General features: G+C 63.8%; 15 protein-coding genes. 14 read left to right on the forward strand and 1 reads right to left on the reverse strand.

Annotation, left to right across the window (positions count from 1 at the left end; all coding sequences use genetic code 11):
- Positions 1–31: 31 nt before the first annotated feature.
- A complete protein-coding gene (locus AACH87_RS03770) occupies positions 32–457 on the reverse strand; it encodes a cytochrome c (protein ID WP_338797395.1) in 426 nt (141 codons plus the stop codon).
- Between the two features lie 206 nt (positions 458–663).
- On the opposite strand from AACH87_RS03770, the gene AACH87_RS03775 reads away from it, so the two are divergent.
- From AACH87_RS03775 to AACH87_RS03840, 14 genes are all read left to right on the forward strand, one after another.
- Complete coding sequence (locus AACH87_RS03775; protein WP_338797396.1) at positions 664–1,263, forward strand: cytochrome c oxidase subunit 3 family protein; 600 nt, start codon at positions 664–666, stop codon at positions 1,261–1,263.
- A 23-nt stretch (positions 1,264–1,286) separates the two neighbouring features.
- Positions 1,287–1,556: a cytochrome C oxidase subunit IV family protein gene (locus AACH87_RS03780; RefSeq protein WP_338797398.1), complete on the forward strand. Its 270-nt coding sequence runs from the start codon at positions 1,287–1,289 to the stop codon at positions 1,554–1,556.
- 105 nt (positions 1,557–1,661) lie between these two features.
- Positions 1,662–2,552 carry an acetylglutamate kinase gene (gene argB / locus AACH87_RS03785; protein WP_338797399.1) on the forward strand — a complete coding sequence of 297 codons (891 nt, stop codon included), beginning with the start codon at positions 1,662–1,664 and terminating at the stop codon, positions 2,550–2,552.
- 158 nt (positions 2,553–2,710) lie between these two features.
- Positions 2,711–3,403 carry a response regulator transcription factor gene (locus AACH87_RS03790; protein ID WP_338797400.1) on the forward strand — a complete coding sequence of 231 codons (693 nt, stop codon included), beginning with the start codon at positions 2,711–2,713 and terminating at the stop codon, positions 3,401–3,403.
- Positions 3,404–3,544: 141 nt separating this feature from the next.
- Complete coding sequence (locus AACH87_RS03795) at positions 3,545–4,996, forward strand: ATP-binding protein (protein WP_338798843.1); 1,452 nt, start codon at positions 3,545–3,547, stop codon at positions 4,994–4,996.
- Positions 4,997–5,311: 315 nt separating this feature from the next.
- The gene (gene slmA, locus AACH87_RS03800; protein WP_338797401.1) at positions 5,312–5,977 is read left to right on the forward strand and encodes a nucleoid occlusion factor SlmA; all 666 of its coding nucleotides are present in this window, start codon (positions 5,312–5,314) and stop codon (positions 5,975–5,977) included.
- A 297-nt stretch (positions 5,978–6,274) separates the two neighbouring features.
- On the forward strand, positions 6,275–7,060 hold the full coding sequence (locus AACH87_RS03805; protein WP_338797402.1) for a TetR/AcrR family transcriptional regulator: 786 nt from the start codon (positions 6,275–6,277) through the stop codon (positions 7,058–7,060).
- Positions 7,061–7,064: 4 nt separating this feature from the next.
- On the forward strand, positions 7,065–8,861 hold the full coding sequence (locus AACH87_RS03810) for an acyl-CoA dehydrogenase C-terminal domain-containing protein (RefSeq protein WP_338797403.1): 1,797 nt from the start codon (positions 7,065–7,067) through the stop codon (positions 8,859–8,861).
- Between the two features lie 47 nt (positions 8,862–8,908).
- Complete coding sequence (locus AACH87_RS03815) at positions 8,909–9,346, forward strand: DUF2147 domain-containing protein (protein ID WP_338797404.1); 438 nt, start codon at positions 8,909–8,911, stop codon at positions 9,344–9,346.
- A gap of 115 nt (positions 9,347–9,461) precedes the next feature.
- A complete protein-coding gene (locus tag AACH87_RS03820) occupies positions 9,462–11,885 on the forward strand; it encodes a 3-hydroxyacyl-CoA dehydrogenase NAD-binding domain-containing protein (RefSeq protein WP_338797405.1) in 2,424 nt (807 codons plus the stop codon).
- Between the two features lie 14 nt (positions 11,886–11,899).
- Complete coding sequence (locus AACH87_RS03825) at positions 11,900–12,409, forward strand: DUF4442 domain-containing protein (protein ID WP_338798844.1); 510 nt, start codon at positions 11,900–11,902, stop codon at positions 12,407–12,409.
- 12 nt (positions 12,410–12,421) lie between these two features.
- Positions 12,422–13,621: an acetyl-CoA C-acyltransferase gene (locus AACH87_RS03830; RefSeq protein WP_338797406.1), complete on the forward strand. Its 1,200-nt coding sequence runs from the start codon at positions 12,422–12,424 to the stop codon at positions 13,619–13,621.
- Between the two features lie 199 nt (positions 13,622–13,820).
- The gene (locus tag AACH87_RS03835) at positions 13,821–14,711 is read left to right on the forward strand and encodes an alpha/beta fold hydrolase (RefSeq protein WP_338797407.1); all 891 of its coding nucleotides are present in this window, start codon (positions 13,821–13,823) and stop codon (positions 14,709–14,711) included.
- Positions 14,712–14,746: 35 nt separating this feature from the next.
- Positions 14,747–15,580, forward strand: a complete 834-nt coding sequence (locus AACH87_RS03840; protein ID WP_338797408.1) for a thioesterase family protein — start codon at positions 14,747–14,749, stop codon at positions 15,578–15,580.
- Positions 15,581–15,627 lie beyond the last annotated feature (47 nt).

The following is a 15,627-nucleotide window of genomic DNA, read 5'->3' on the forward strand; positions in this document are numbered from 1 at the left end:
TTGTGGGATGAGGCGTCGAGAAGCGAAGGGCTCAGCCTTCGATGTTGGGTGGCCACTTCTCGGTGTTGATGCCGTTGGACCAGCGCAGGAACTCGACCAAGTCGTTGAGTTGCTCGTCGGTGAAGTTGAACTGGGGCATCTGGCGCCGCCCGGGCGTGTTGGTGGGCATGGCTTTCATCCAGCCCTTGATGAAGTCGGGGCCGCGTCGCTCGTACACATTGCCCAGCTCGGGGGCAAAGTAGGCGCCTTCACCCAGCAGCGTGTGGCAGCCGATGCAATTGCGCGTTTCCCAAAGGTGTTTGCCTCGCACCACTGCGGGGGTAAGGTTTTCCGTCTTTGCGCGTTCCGGAATCTTGGTTTCGGTGTGCAGGATCAGCGCGGCAAACAGCAACACGAAGAACAGCGTGCCTCCGTAGAAGATGTTGCGTGCCGTCTGGCTGGTAAAGCCTTGGCTCATGGTGGGTCCTCTGGATGAAGTCTGGATGGGAGGTACGGTATCGGTACCCCGCCAGGCGAGGGTTGATCTTTCTCAAAAGATTCATTTCAAGTGAATCTTTGTGTATGATACCCACAGCCTGCGTTGCTGCCCACCCTCAGCTCAGGTCGTCATCAGGGTCTTTGGGCTTCGTAGGGGGCCACATCTGTGCAGAGAGTAAATTGCCCATGTCACCTTCCGCATCAGCCAGCTTTCCGTCGCCCCGGCCGCCAGCGACGCGCTTGCGGGGCGATTTGGGCGTTTGGCTCATCATCCTGGCAGAACTGCTGACGTTTGGGATCCTGTTTGTTGCCTTCGCATTTGCCCGAGTGCGCGAAGTCGCGCTGTTCAACGCGGGGCAGGCAACGTTGGACCTTCACTCTGGTGCGCTCAATACGGTGCTGCTCATCACGGGAAGCTGGTGTGTGGCGCGTGCCGTGCATGGGGTACGCGTGGGCAGGCGCCGCACCGGCGCTCGATGGTTGTTGGTGGCACTGCTGTGCGGCTGCGGCTTTGTCGTGGTCAAGCTGGCGGAATACGCAGGCAAGTTGAGCGAGGGGATCGATCTGACCTCCAACACTTTCTACACGCTGTATCTGATGCTCACGGCGTTTCACTTCCTGCACGTGGTGGTGGCCATGCTGGCGCTGGCTTACCTGTGGCTGCGCCTCAGGGCGGGAGCTTATGGACCGCACGACATGCACGCCATGGAAACGGGTGCAGCCTTTTGGCACATGGTGGATCTGCTGTGGATCGTGCTGTTTCCGCTGGTCTATGTAGTCCATTGAGCGATGGGCACAGCGGAGTCTTTATGTCTGAAAACCGCCAACTCGATCTTGCCTGGGTCATGCTCCTGTTGGCTACGGGTGCCACCAGCCTCATCGGTGAGACCGGTGGGCTCCTTCCGTCCGGCTTGGGGATGGCGGTGCTCATGCTGCTCACGTTGGTGAAAGGCTCGCTGGTTATCCAGGTGTTTCTGGAAATGCGCCGTGCTCCCTTGCTGTGGCGGTGGCTGCTTTTAGGCTGGTTGGGTGTGGTGTTGGCGTTGATTGGGCTGGCTTACTGGCTGGCAAGTCGCTAAGAGTGAAGGACTCCGCCCACGTATGGGGGCGGCTTTGAGCGGAAAACCGGCGCGAATGCGGCACAATTTGCGCCTCATTGTTTTTTCACCGGATGGCACGCCTCCATGACCGACCTTCTTTCGATTGCACCCCGCGACAAGGCTGAAATTCTGGCCCAGGCGCTGCCCTATATCCGCAAGTTCCATGGCAAGACCATGGTGATCAAGTACGGCGGCAACGCCATGACCGACCCGGCCCTGCAGGCTGACTTTGCAGAGGACGTGGTTCTGCTCAAGCTGGTGGGCATGAATCCGGTGGTGGTGCACGGCGGTGGCCCCCAGATCGAAACCGCGCTGAACCGTCTGGGCAAGAAGGGCCAGTTCATCCAGGGCATGCGCGTGACCGATGCCGAAACCATGGAAGTGGTCGAATGGGTGCTGGCCGGTGAAGTGCAGCAGGACATCGTGGGCCTGATCAATCAGGCAGGCGGCAAGGCTGTGGGCCTGACTGGGCGCGACGGCGGCATGATCCGGGCCCGCAAGCTCAAGATGATTGACAACAAGGACCCCAGTATTGAGCACGATGTGGGGCAGGTGGGCGACATCGTTTCCATCGACCCCAGCGTGGTGAAGGCGCTGCAGGACGATGCGTTCATCCCCGTCATCAGCCCCATTGGCTTTGGCGAGAACAACGAAAGCTACAACATCAACGCCGACGTGGTGGCCAGCAAGCTGGCAGAGGTGCTCAAGGCGGAAAAGCTGGTGTTGCTGACCAACACCCCCGGCGTGCTGGACAAGGCTGGCAACCTGCTGACCGACCTGACCGCGCGCCGCATCGACGAACTGTTTGCCGACGGCACTATCTCTGGCGGCATGCTGCCCAAGATTGCAGGCGCGTTGGATGCGGCCAAGGCAGGTGTCAACGCTGTGCACATCATTGACGGCCGTGTGCCGCATGCCATGCTGCTGGAAATCCTGACCGATCAGGCCTACGGCACCATGATCCGCAGCCATTGAGATGCACCCCCTGAGCCGCTTCGCGTCTTCCCCCTCTCTCGCTGCGCGGGAGGTGCGCGCCACTGGGGGCCTGGCAAAGCCAGTTCCATGGTGGCAATGGCCTGCGCCACGCCAGTTGCATCGGCTGTGGGCCGTATGTGGCGCAGAGGGGGAGTGATATGCGCCTGCTTCTGGTCGAAGACGATGTGATGGTGGCCAGCGGCATCAAGCTGGGGCTCACCGATGCAGGCTATGCCGTGGACTGGGTGGGTAGTGGCGAAAGGGCAGAAGAGGTGCTGCGCAGCGAGTCGTTTGACGCCGCCATCATCGACATTGGCTTGCCCGCCATGGACGGCCTGGAGCTGACGCGCAGGCTCCGGCGGCCTGACATGCCCAGCCGCGGCATGCCGGTGCTGATTCTCACGGCGCGCGACGCCCTGCACGACCGCGTGCAGGGGCTCGATCTGGGGGCAGACGATTACATGGTCAAGCCCTTTGAGCTGCCGGAACTTCTGGCGCGGCTGCGTGCGCTGCTGCGCCGTTCGCAGGCGGCCAGCACTGCGGTGCTGACGTTTGGTCCGCTGGAGTTGGACACAGCCGGGCGGCGCGCCTGTGCCCGGATGGGTGGGGCTGAACACTCGATTGAACTCGGCCCACGCGAGTGGACGGTGTTGGAGTACCTGCTGATCCACGCCCCCAAGCCCGCCAGCAAGGACAAGCTGCTGCAGGCGCTGACCGGCTGGGACAAGGAAATCACGCCCAATGCGGTCGAGGTCTACGTGTCCCGCCTGCGTGGCAAGCTGGAGCCTTACGGTGTGGCGCTGCGCTCCATCCGGGGTTTTGGATACCGGCTGGAACTGGCCGCGGGCTGACGTGCCGCGCAGCTGCGTGATGCATCACTCTCCAGCCCTGGCAGGGGGCTCTGCATTCAAAGTAGTGCGCCGCGGTGGGGGACGTCTATGTCTGTAGTTCACCGCTTGCGCCACGTGTTGGCCCGGCCTGGGCTGGGCGGCATGACATCCGATCTGCGCAACCGGCTGCTGCTGTTGCTGGTTCTGCCCCTGTGCCTGCTGGCTCTCGTCGGGGTCTGGATGGACTACCGCTCTGCCGACGACGCCGCCAGTCGGCACGACCAGCGCTTGCTGCGGCTGCTACCGGCGTTGTCAGATTCGGTGGTTGCGCCTTCCATTCATGACAACCAGCCGCCCTTGCTGCTGCTGGCGCCTCCCATCGAAGACTTCCTGCGCCAAAACCCTGGCTACTCCGGCTACAGCGTGCGCGATGGCGATGGCAAATTGCTGCTGGGGGATGACTGGGTGGTCAGCGTGGTGCCCACCACCGCGCAGCCGGAGTTTCACAGCCTGGAGCATGGCGGCGTCACCTACCGCGTGGCGGTGCAGCGGGGGCGCACCGGGGCGGGCGAGCTGGTGGTGGCGATAGCCGATGGGTCCGACCCCCGTCAGCAGTGGGCCCAGCAGCTGCTGTTGCGGGTGTTGCTGCCCAATCTGGTGCTGGTGGCTGCAGCTGCGCTGGCCATTCATTGGGCAGTAGGCCGGGCCTTCAAACCTTTGGTGGATCTGGCAGAGGCGGTGGAACACCGCTCACCCCGCGACCTGAGCCCGATAGACGAGGCCGCCTCGCCCACAGAGGTGCGTCCGCTGGTGCATTCCCTCAACCGTCTTTTTGCCCTGGTGAATGCGCAGGCCGAAGGGCAGCGGCGCTTTGTGGCCGATGCTGCCCACCAGCTGCGCACGCCGCTGGCCGGCCTGCAGGCCCAGGTGGAGGCCTGGGCCATGATGGCCAAGGCCTCCGGCGCTCTCGCGCATGAGCCAGAGCGCTATGAGGAAAAAAGCATGCCAGCGCCCATGAACAAGCCGCAAGGCGCTATTGTTTTGAGAGCGGATCAGATTGAGAAGCTGCGCAATGCCACGCGCCGCACCTCCCAGCTCGCGCACCAGTTGCTGGCGCTGTCGCGCGCGGACTCGCGCAGCCTCGATGCACAGCCGCCCCAGCGGGTGGACTTGAAAGATTTGTGTGAAACGCTGCTGGAGAGTTTTCTGGATGCCGCCACCGGCAAGGGGCTGGATCTGGGGCTGGAGGTGCAGCCCGTGCACGTCACCGGCCACGGCTGGCTGCTGCGGGAGTTGATGTCGAACCTGGTGGACAACGCCATCAAATACACACCGCCTGGCGGGGTCGTCACCATGCGATGCGGCATGCGCCAGGGGGCTTCTGGCCCGCCACGGGTGTACCTGGAGGTGGAGGACGATGGCCCCGGCGTGCCCGAGGCAGAGCACACCCGCGTGATGCAGCGCTTTTACCGCGTGCCCGGCACGGCAGGCGAAGGCACGGGTTTGGGGCTGGCCATTGCCGACGAGATCAGCCATGTGCACCGCGCCCACCTCACGCTGGGGGCGGGGGCGCACGGAAAAGGACTGCGGGTGACGGTCGTCTTTCCCGCATGAAGCGGGGAATGCCGGGCCGCGGAAAGAATGTTTTGCAAACCATTTGCAAACTGGAAAGTGCTTGTGTGCGAGAATCATTTAGATACAGATCGCTGGATCGGCACCTGACCCAAGTAGTTGCCCACCCTCTGAATGCCCCCTGGCGCGTGCCAGAGCCACTGTTCAGCCGGTTCGCAAGGGTCTTGAGCACTCCTTTGATCTGCTGCACGCATTTCGCCTGCACACCCGCAAAAGCCCTTTGCGGATCTGCGCTGGCGCTGGCTTGCCGGATGCGCGTGCCTTACCCTATCGGCCCTTCTCCTCATTTGTTTGCGCATGTCTGATACCTCGCCCCTGATCGATTCTGCTGATACCGTGGACGCTGACGAAGCTCCGGTCACCCGCAAGCGCCCCAAGCCGGGCGAGCGCCGGGTGCAGATCCTGCAGGCCCTGGCCGCCATGCTGGAGCAGCCGGGGGCCGAGCGCATCACCACGGCCGCCCTGGCAGCCCGGCTGTCAGTCAGCGAAGCCGCTCTGTACCGCCACTTCGCCAGCAAGGCCCAGATGTTCGAGGGGCTCATTGATTTCATCGAGCAGTCGATCTTCACGCTGGTCCAGCAAATCGTTGGGCGGGATGTGCCGCCTCCAGACCAGAGTGTGGAGGTAGGCTTGCGCCAGGCTGGCCGCATCGTGGCCCTGGTGCTGCAGTTCGGAGAACGCAACCCGGGCATGGTGCGGGTCATGGTGGGTGATGCACTGGTGTTTGAAAACGAGCGCCTGCAGCAGCGCATGAACCAGTTCTTTGACCGCATTGAGTCGTCCTTGCGCCAGTGCCTGCGCCCCGCCTCCCAGTCGTCCGAAACCCCCACCGTACAAGCCCAGGTGCAGGCCAGCATGCTGACGTCTTTTGCTCTGGGACGGCTGCAGCGCTTTGCGCGATCGGGCTTCCGCCGCATGCCTACCGAGCACATGGAAGCCAGCCTGGCGCTCATGCTGCATTGATCTCTGGCCGGCGGCGCTTTGTGTGCGCCGCCCCTGGTCTTGCTGTAAAGCCCTGCACACCGTCGTGTGCAGGGCTTTTTTGCTTGGGGCGCGCATTGCAGGGAGTGTGGAGCCCGCGTTTACCCTGCTGTTGTCGCCAAAGGGCATCGATACACTGCGCCACACGGACCGTTGCGCTGTCTCGCAGGTGGCAGCGCTGCAACAGGCTTTCGTTGTTATCTCTTTTTTTTGCTGGGGCTTTCGCTTCAGATCAAAAATGCTGCAAAATAGAACGAACGTTCGTTTTTATTTGCACGCATGTCTGCTTCCTCCGAGTCTTCTGCCGCTTCTACCCCCCGCGCCGCTTCCAGCCGGGCACCCTCTGGCCGTGCCATGCAAAAAGGCCAGCAGACCAAGGCCACCATTGTGGAAGCGGCCCTGGGTCTGGCCACACACATCGGGCTGGAAGGGCTGTCCATCGGCGCGCTGGCGGACATCACCGGCATGAGCAAGTCGGGCGTTTTTGCCCACTTTGGCTCGCGCGAAGAGCTGCAGATTTCCGTGATCCGCGAATACCACACCCGCTTCGAGCAGGAGGTGTTCTATCCCGCTATGTCAGCGCCGCGTGGCATTGCCCGTCTGCGGGCGCTGTTTGACAACTGGATGAAACGCACCTCCGTCGAAATTGACTCGGGCTGCATCTACATCAGCGGCGCGGTGGAGTTTGATGACCGCACCGGCCCCGTGCGCGATGCGCTGGCCAGCTCGGTCATGACCTGGCACGCCGCCATGCGCCGCGCCATCGAGCAGTGCAAGGAGTGCGGCGAGCTGCGTGCCGATACCAACGAAGAGCAGATGCTGTTCGAAATCCACGGGCTCATCCTCGCGCTGCACTACGAAGCCCGCTTTTTGCAGAACATGGGTTCCATCGACCGTGCCGTGATGGGCTTCCAGAACATCCTGCAGCGCTACAGCGCGCAAGACGCTGCCTCGGCTGCGCCTGCTGCCTCGCGGCCTGCATCCGCCTCCGCACCTTCCGCGCACCGCCCCGCAGCGGCGCGCCGCAAAGTTTCCGTTCCAACTACGACCACCTCCAAGGAGTAATCCGATGCCTACCTACACGCCCCCGCTGCGCGACATGCAATTCGTGATGCACGAAGTCTTCAAGGTCACCGATGAATTCAAGGCCATGCCCCAGCATGCCGAGGTGGATGTGGACACCGTCAACGCCGTGATTGAAGAGGCAGGCAAGTTTGCTGCGGAAGTGATCTTCCCCCTCAACATTAGTGGCGACACCGAAGGTTGCGTGCTCGACAAGACCACCCACGAGGTCAAGACCCCTACCGGCTTCAAGGAAGCCTACGACAAGTACGTGGAAGGCGGCTGGGCGGCGCTGAGCTGCGACCCCGCCTACGGCGGCCAGGGTCTGCCCTTTGTGGTGAACCAGTGCCTGTACGAGATGATGAACTCGGCCAACCAGGCGTGGACCATGTACCCCGGCCTCAGCCACGGTGCCTACGAAGCCCTGCACGCCCACGGCACTGACGAACAGAAGAAGCTGTACCTGCCCAAGCTGACCAGCGGCGAGTGGACCGGCACCATGTGCCTGACCGAACCCCATTGCGGCACTGACCTGGGCCTGCTGCGCACCAAGGCGGAGCCTCTGGCAGACGGCACCTACAAGCTCACCGGCAACAAGATTTTCATCAGCGCCGGTGAACACAGCATGGCCTCCAACATCGTGCACCTGGTGCTGGCACGCCTGCCCGATGCGCCCAAGGGCAGCAAGGGCATCAGCCTGTTCGTCGTGCCCAAGTACAAGGTCAATGCCGATGGCAGCCTGGGCGAACGCAACCCCATCTACTGCACAGGCCTGGAGCACAAGATGGGCATCCACGGCAACGCCACCGCGCAGATCGCGCTGGACGGTGCCATTGGCTCCCTGGTCGGCCAGCCGCACAAGGGCCTGGCAGCAATGTTTGTGATGATGAACGCCGCCCGTCTGGGCGTGGGCAACCAGTCGCTCGGCCTGACCGAAGTGGCCTACCAGAACGCGCTGGCCTATGCCAAGGACCGAATCCAGATGCGCTCCCTGAGCGGCACCAAGGCCAAGGACAAGGACGCAGACCCCATCATCGTGCACCCCGATGTGCGCAAGATGCTGCTCACCGCCAAGGCGTATGCCGAAGGTGCCCGTGCCCTGCAGATCTTCTGCACCCTGCTGCTGGACAAGGCCCACAGCCATCCCGACGAAAAGGTGCGCGCCGATTCCGAAGAAATGGTGGCCCTGCTCACCCCCATCGTCAAAGCCTTCATCACCGACAACGGCCATGTGGCTACCAACGCGTGCATGCAAGTCTTTGGCGGCCATGGCTTCATCAAGGAATGGGGCATGGAGCAGTATGTGCGTGACAACCGCATCAACATGATCTACGAAGGCACGAACACTGTGCAGTCGCTGGACCTGCTGGGCCGCAAGATTCTGGGCAACAACGGTGCCACGCTCAAGAAGTTCGGCAAGCTGGTGGGCAAGCTGGTGGAGGAAGAAGGCGTCAACGAAAAGATGGCCGAGTTCATCAACCCCATCGCCTACCTGGGCGAGCAGATGACCAAGTTCACCACCGAGATCGGATTCAAGGGCCTGCAAAACCCTGACGAAGTGGGCGCAGCCGCTGTGGATTACCTGCGCGTGGCGGGGCACCTGGTGTTTGGCTACATGTTTGCCCGCATGGCCCAGGTGGCTCTGCGTGAAATCGCTGCCGGCAATACCGATCCGTTCTACGGCGCCAAGCTGCAGACCGCACGCTTTTACTTCGCCAAGCTGTTCCCCGAGACCGCGACGCTGATGCGTACGGCCCGTGCAGGCAGCAAGGTGTTGATGGACACGGATCTGGCCCTGGCCTGATGCCTGTGCCCTGCGGTGCATTCTGAATATTTTTGCCTGGAGCGCTCATGTTTAAAGCGGTAGCAGCTATTGTTTTGGTAGCAAGTTCCATCCCGGCCTGGGCGCAGATGACGCCCGAAGGCCTGTGGCGCAGCGTGGACGACAAGACGGGCGAGGCCAAGGCGGAAATCCGCATCCGTGATACCGGGTCGGGCGTGCTGCTGGGGGTGCTGGAAAAGCGCCTCACCAAAGACGCCAAACCCGAGGATGTGTGCAAGGAATGCACCGACGACCGCAAGGACAAGCCTGTGCTGGGGCTGGAGATCATCCGCGGTGCCACCAAGGCCGAAGGCAAGGACGTGTGGGAGGGCGGCAAGATTCTCGACCCCGAGAACGGCCGCAACTACACGCTGCGCCTCACCCCCATCGAGGGCGGCAAAAAGCTGGAGGTGCGCGGCTCCATCGGCCCCTTCGGCCGCACGCAAACGTGGATTCGCCTGCAATAGGCCCTGCCTCGCAGCCGCCACAGTGCATTCATAAACGCTGCGCAGCCCGTGTGGGGTTGCGCCTGCCACTCAACAGGTCTGCCCAGGGCAGGCCTTCTTCCCGGAGGAAGAACCCATGTCTCGATTTCAAGTGAAAAAAGTCGCCGTGCTCGGCGCAGGCGTGATGGGCGCGCAGATCGCCGCCCACCTCGTCAATGTGAAAGTGCCCGTGGTGCTGTTTGACCTTCCGGCGAAGGAAGGCCCCAAGAACGGCATCGTCACCAAGGCCGTTGAAGGCCTCAAGAAGCTCAAGCCCGCCCCGCTGGGCGTGGCCGACGATGCGGCGCTGATCCAGCAGGCCAACTACGAAGAACACATGCACCTGCTCAAGGAATGCGACCTCGTGATCGAGGCCATTGCCGAGCGCATGGACTGGAAGCTGGACCTGTACACCAAAATCGCCCTCCACGTGGCCAAGCACGCCATCGTGGCGTCCAACACCTCGGGCCTGTCCATCACCAAGCTCAGCGAGGCGCTGCCCGAGAGCATCAAGCCGCGCTTTTGCGGCATCCACTTCTTCAACCCTCCGCGCTACATGGTGCTGGTGGAGCTGATCAACACGCCCACCACCGCCCCCGAGGTGCTCGACCAGCTCGAAGCCTTTGTCACCAGCGGCCTGGGCAAGGGCGTGGTGCGTGCACACGACACGCCCAACTTCGTGGCCAACCGCGTGGGCATCGCAGGCATGCTGTCCACGATGAAGGAAGTCGAGAACTTCGGCCTGACCTTTGATGTGGTGGACGACCTCACGGGCAAGAAGCTGGGCCGTGCATCGAGCGGCACCTTCCGCACCGCCGACGTGGTGGGCCTGGACACCATGGCCCACGTGATCAAGACGCTGCAGGACAACCTCGACGAAAAGAGCGACCCGTTCTACGGCAGCTTTGAAACGCCCGCCGTGCTGAAAAAGCTGCTGGAGCTGGGGAACCTGGGCCAGAAGACCAAGGCCGGTTTTTACAAGAAGGTCGGCCGCGATGTGCTGCGCTTCGATCTGGAGGCCGAAGAGTACGTGCCCGGCGGCCAGAAGGCCGACGAGGTGTATGGCCGCATGCTCAAAAAGCCTGCCGCCGAGCGCCTGAAGCTGCTGCGCAACGCCGAGGGGGCGCAAGGCCAGTTCCTGTGGGCCATTTTGCGCAACAGCTTCCATTACGCTGCGGTGCACCTGGGCACGATTGCCGACAACGCCCGCGACGTGGACCAGGCCATGCGCTGGGGCTTCGGCATGAAGCAAGGCCCCTTCGAGCTGTGGCAAGAGGCGGGCTGGCTGGACGTGGCCCAGATGATTCAGGAAGACATCGACGCTGGCAAGGCCCTGTGCAAGGCTCCGCTGCCAGAGTGGGTGTTCAAAGGCCCGGTGGCCGAAGCCGGTGGCGTGCACACCGCGCAGGGCTCATGGAGTGCATCTGCTCAGAAATTTGTAGCGCGCCGCGCTCTGCCAGTCTACGCAAAGCAGCATTTCCCTGAAAGGCTGCTGGGCGAATCGCTGCCCGACTACAAGACCGCGGGCAAGACCCTGCACGAGGACGACAGCATTCGCCTGTGGACGCTCGATGAGGCCGAAGATCGCCCCTCTGGTAGCGGGATCGTCATCGCCAGCATCAAGACCAAGATGCACGCCATCAGCCCCGATGTGGCTGAAGGCCTGGCCCTGGCGGTGGACATGGCCGAGAAGGACTACGCCGGTGTCGTGATCTGGTCGGGCGACGAACCCTTCAGCGCCGGTGCCGATCTGCAGGCCATGCTGCCCGCCTTCATGGTGGCTGGTGTGAGCGCCATCGAAGGGGCCGAGCAAGAGCTGCAGAACACCATGCTGCGCATCCGCTACGCCAACGTGCCTGTGGTGTCCGCCATCCGCGGGCTGGCGCTGGGCGGTGGCTGCGAACTGGCCATTTACTCGGCACGCCGCGTGGCGCATATGGAAAGCTACATCGGCCTGGTTGAAGTCGGCGTGGGGCTGGTGCCCGGTGCCGGTGGCCTGACCTACATCGCCCGCCGCGCCGCCGAGAACGCTGCCACGTCGACGGGCAAGGACCTGTTGCCCTTCCTGACCGAAGGCTTCACATCGGCCGCCATGGCCAAGGTGGGCACCAGCGCCCTCGAATCGCGCAAGCTGGGCTACCTGCTGGAGTCCGACGTCATCGTGCCTCACAAGGATGAGCTGCTGTACGTGGCCATCAACGAAGCCAAGGCCATGGCCAACGGCGGCTGGCGCGCACCGCACAAGCGTTTGTTCCCGGTCGCGGGCCGCAGCGGCATTGCCACCATCAAGGGATCGCTGGTCAACATGAAGGACGGTGGCTTCATCAGCCAGCACGACTTCCACATCGCCAGCCTGATTGCCGAAGTGGTGTGCGGTGGTGACGTGGACGCTGGCACGCTGGTGAGCGAGGAGTACCTGATGACGCTGGAGCGCAAGGCGTTCTGCGCACTCATCGAGCACCCCAAGACGCAGGAGCGCATCCTGGGCATGCTGTCCACCGGCAAACCTGTTCGCAACTGATGGCTCAACCTGACATGAGCGAGCAAGCCCCCAACCGACTGCAACGATCGCTGATGCGCCTGGACGAAGCCCCAGCCTTCATGCGCGGCTTTGTGCAGAACATCATCCTGCGCCGTGCGGTGCCCTTTACCGGCACGGCCGGGGTGCAGTTTGTGTCGCTGACGCCTGAGCGGGTGGAGGTGCGCCTGGCCAACGAGCGCCGGGTGCAGAACCACATTGGCGGCGTGCATGCCTCGGCCATGAACCTGCTGGCCGAAACCGCCACCGGCATGGTGGTGGGCATGAACGTGCGTGACGACTGCACGCCGCTGGCCAAGGAGCTGGGCATGGCGTTCAGAAAGCGCGCCACGGGTGGCCTCAAGGCCATTGCCACGCTCACGCCCCTGCAACGCGAGGCCATGCAGGCCAGCGACAAGGGGGAAGTTCAGGTTCAGGTCACCTTGACCGACGACGCAGGCGTGCAGCCGGTCGAATGTGCATTTACGTGGGCCTGGGTTCCAGCCAGCCGCCCCGCCAAGAATTGAAGGAGTTATCCCATGGCCAAACAAGTCCAGGAAGCCTACATCGTTGCCGCCACGCGCACGCCCATCGGGCGGTCGCACCGCGGCTACTTCCGCAACACCCGGCCTGACGACCTGCTGGCCACCACGCTGAAGGCGGCGCTGGCTGCAGCGCCAGGGCTCGATCCCGCTGCCATCGAAGACATCATCTGCGGCTGTGCCATCCCTGAAGCGCAGCAAGGCCTGAACGTGGCGCGCATTGGTGCCGTACTGGCGGGCCTGCCCACCAGCGTGGGCGGCATCACCGTCAACCGCTTTTGCGCATCAGGCCTGTCGGCCGTGCAAATGGCGGCCGACCGCATTCGCGTGGGCGAGGCCGAGGTGATGATCGCTGCCGGTGTGGAGAGCATGAGTATGGTGCCCATGATGGGCAACAGCCCCAGCCTGTCGCCCAGCATCTTCGAGCGCGATGGCGACGTGGGCATTGCCTACGGCATGGGCCTCACGGCCGAGAAGGTGGCACAGCAGTGGAAGGTGAGCCGCGAAGCGCAGGATCAGTTTGCATTGCAGTCGCATCAGAAAGCCCTGGCTGCGCAGCAAGCCGGTTACTTTGCCGACGAGATCACCCCCATCGAAGTGACCGACCGCACAGCCAACCTGGAAACCGGCGAAACCATCGCCAAGACCCGCACCGTGAATCTGGACGAAGGCGCACGCCCCGACACCAGCCTGGAAGGCCTGGCCAAGCTCAAGACCGTTTTTGCGGCACGCGGCAGCGTGACGGCGGGCAACAGCTCGCAGACCAGCGACGGCGCAGGCGCGCTGATCCTGGCCAGCGAATCGGCGGTGCAGCGCTTCGGCCTCACGCCCCTGGCGCGTTTCGTGAGCTACGCCTCCAAGGGCGTGCCTCCGCACATCATGGGTATCGGGCCGATCGAAGCCATTCCAGCGGCGCTGCGCTACGCGGGCTTGAATCAGCAGGACATCGACTGGTTTGAGCTGAACGAAGCGTTTGCAGCGCAGTCGCTGGCGGTGATGAACACGCTGGGCATGGACCCCGCCAAGGTCAACCCCATGGGCGGCGCGATTGCATTGGGCCACCCGCTGGGGGCCACAGGGGCCATCCGCTCGGCCACCGTGGTGCATGCCTTGCGGCGCAACAAGCTCAAGTATGGGATGGTCACGATGTGTGTAGGCATGGGCCAAGGCGCCGCCGGCATCTTTGAGGCGGTGTGAGGCTACCGAGCGGGCGATCTGCGTCGTTGGGCGGTGCTCGGAATCCTCACGTACTAGGCAAGTACGTTCCGGTTCCTGCGCTCCGTCCGCCTAGCAGCTCATCCCGCTCGCTACGCCCTGGCGGGCGGGGTGTGTGAAGACCGGGCGCATCGTTTTCTTTTCAAGCCGGCGCAGATCGGTGTGAACCAAGGAGACCGACATGAACAAGCAAACCTTGCAGGTCTACGGTGGCACCGGCGCAGTGGCGCTGGCGCTGCGTGTCTATGAGCCCGAGGGCGCTGCGCGCGCCAGCGTCGTGATTGGCGGGGCCATGGGGGTGCGGCAGTCGTTTTATGAGGCCTTTGCGCGGTGGATGGCGCAGCAGGGGTTTCGTGTCACCACCTTTGACTACCGGGGCCATGGCGATTCGCTGCAAGGCGCGATGCGCGATGTGAAGGCCGATTTGTTTGACTGGGCGCAGGACTACGAAGCGGTCATCACGGCCGCCAAGGCGGCGTTGCCTGCCCAGCCCCTGTACCTGTTGGGGCACAGCCTGGGCGCGCAGTTGCCGGGGTTGCTCACACGGCCTGAGCAGGTCGATGGGCTGCTCAGCGTGGCGGCGGGCAGCGGGTATTGGCGCGACAACGCGCCGCAGCTCAAACGCATCGTTCCCTACTTTTGGTGGGTGCTGGTGCCGCTGGCCACGCGGCTGTGCGGGTATTTTCCGGGGCGTGCGCTCAAGAAGGTGGGCGACTTGCCAGCGGGCGTGATCTTGCAGTGGCGCCGCTGGTGCCTGCACCCGGCCTACAGCGTGGGGGCTGAAGGGCCTGCTGTGGCGCAAAGCTACGGTGCGGTGCGCTTTCCGGTGTTGGCGCTGTCGATGGCCGACGATGAGTTGATGACGCTGCGCGGCACGCACAATCTCGTCAACCTGTACACGCACACGGAGCGCCGCGTGGAGCGCATCACGCCTGCCGAGCTGCAGGTGCCGCGCATTGGGCACTTCGGCTTCTTCCGCGACCAGTTTCGCCAAAGCCTGTGGCCACGCGCAGCCGCTGCACTGGCGGGCCTGGGGGCTGAGGGGTTGGGCGCGCGCCAGTCGCCGGTTTGACGCTTTCGTTCCCCAATCCACGGCACACTTGAGGCATGACTTCTTCCTTGCACCCCTTGGACGAGGCGCTTGCGCTGACGTCTTCTTCACCCGGTGAGTACACGGGCCAGACCCATCCCGGTTACTGGAACATGGTGGGGCCGTTTGGTGGCGTGACGGCGGCCACGCTGCTGCAGGCCGTGATGCAGCACCCCGACCGGCTGGGCGATCCTCTCTCGCTCACCGTGAACTACGCGGGGGCCCTGACGGCCGGGGCCTTCACCGTGCAGGCCACGCCGGTGCGCACCAACCGATCCACGCAGCACTGGACGCTGTCCATCCTGCAGGCCGATGCCGACGGCGCTCCGGTGGTGACCACAACCGCCACCGCCGTCACCGCCGTGCGCCGCGACACCTGGAGCGCGGGCGATGTGCCCATGCCCACGGTGCCTGCCCCGGCAGACTGCGCTATCCGGCCTCTGGACCAAGGAGCGATGGCGTGGCTGCACCGCTACGAGATGCGCCCCATCTCTGGCACGCTGCCCGCGCAGTGGAACGGCCAGCTGGGTGACCACAGCCTGTCGCAGCTGTGGATGCGCGATGCGCCCGCACGGCCTCTGGACTTTTGTGCGCTGGCGGCGCTGGCCGATCTGTTCTTTCCCCGCGTCTGGCTGCGCCGGGCGCATCTGGTGCCTGCGGGCACGGTGTCGATCACGGTGTACTTTCATGCCAGCAGCGAGCAGCTGGCGCAGACCGGCACCGGCTACCTGCTGGGCCAGGCCCGCGGGCAGGAGTTTCGCCACGGCTTTTTTGACCAGACCGTGCAGCTGTGGAACGAGGCGGGCACCATGCTCGCCACCAGCCACCAGATCGTGTATTACAAGGAATAGCCCGCGCCGGTGCGGCAGGCGGATCACTCGGTTGGCCTTCACATCTG

The organism is Acidovorax sp. DW039 (assembly GCF_037101375.1).
Lineage (GTDB): Bacteria > Pseudomonadota > Gammaproteobacteria > Burkholderiales > Burkholderiaceae_C > Acidovorax.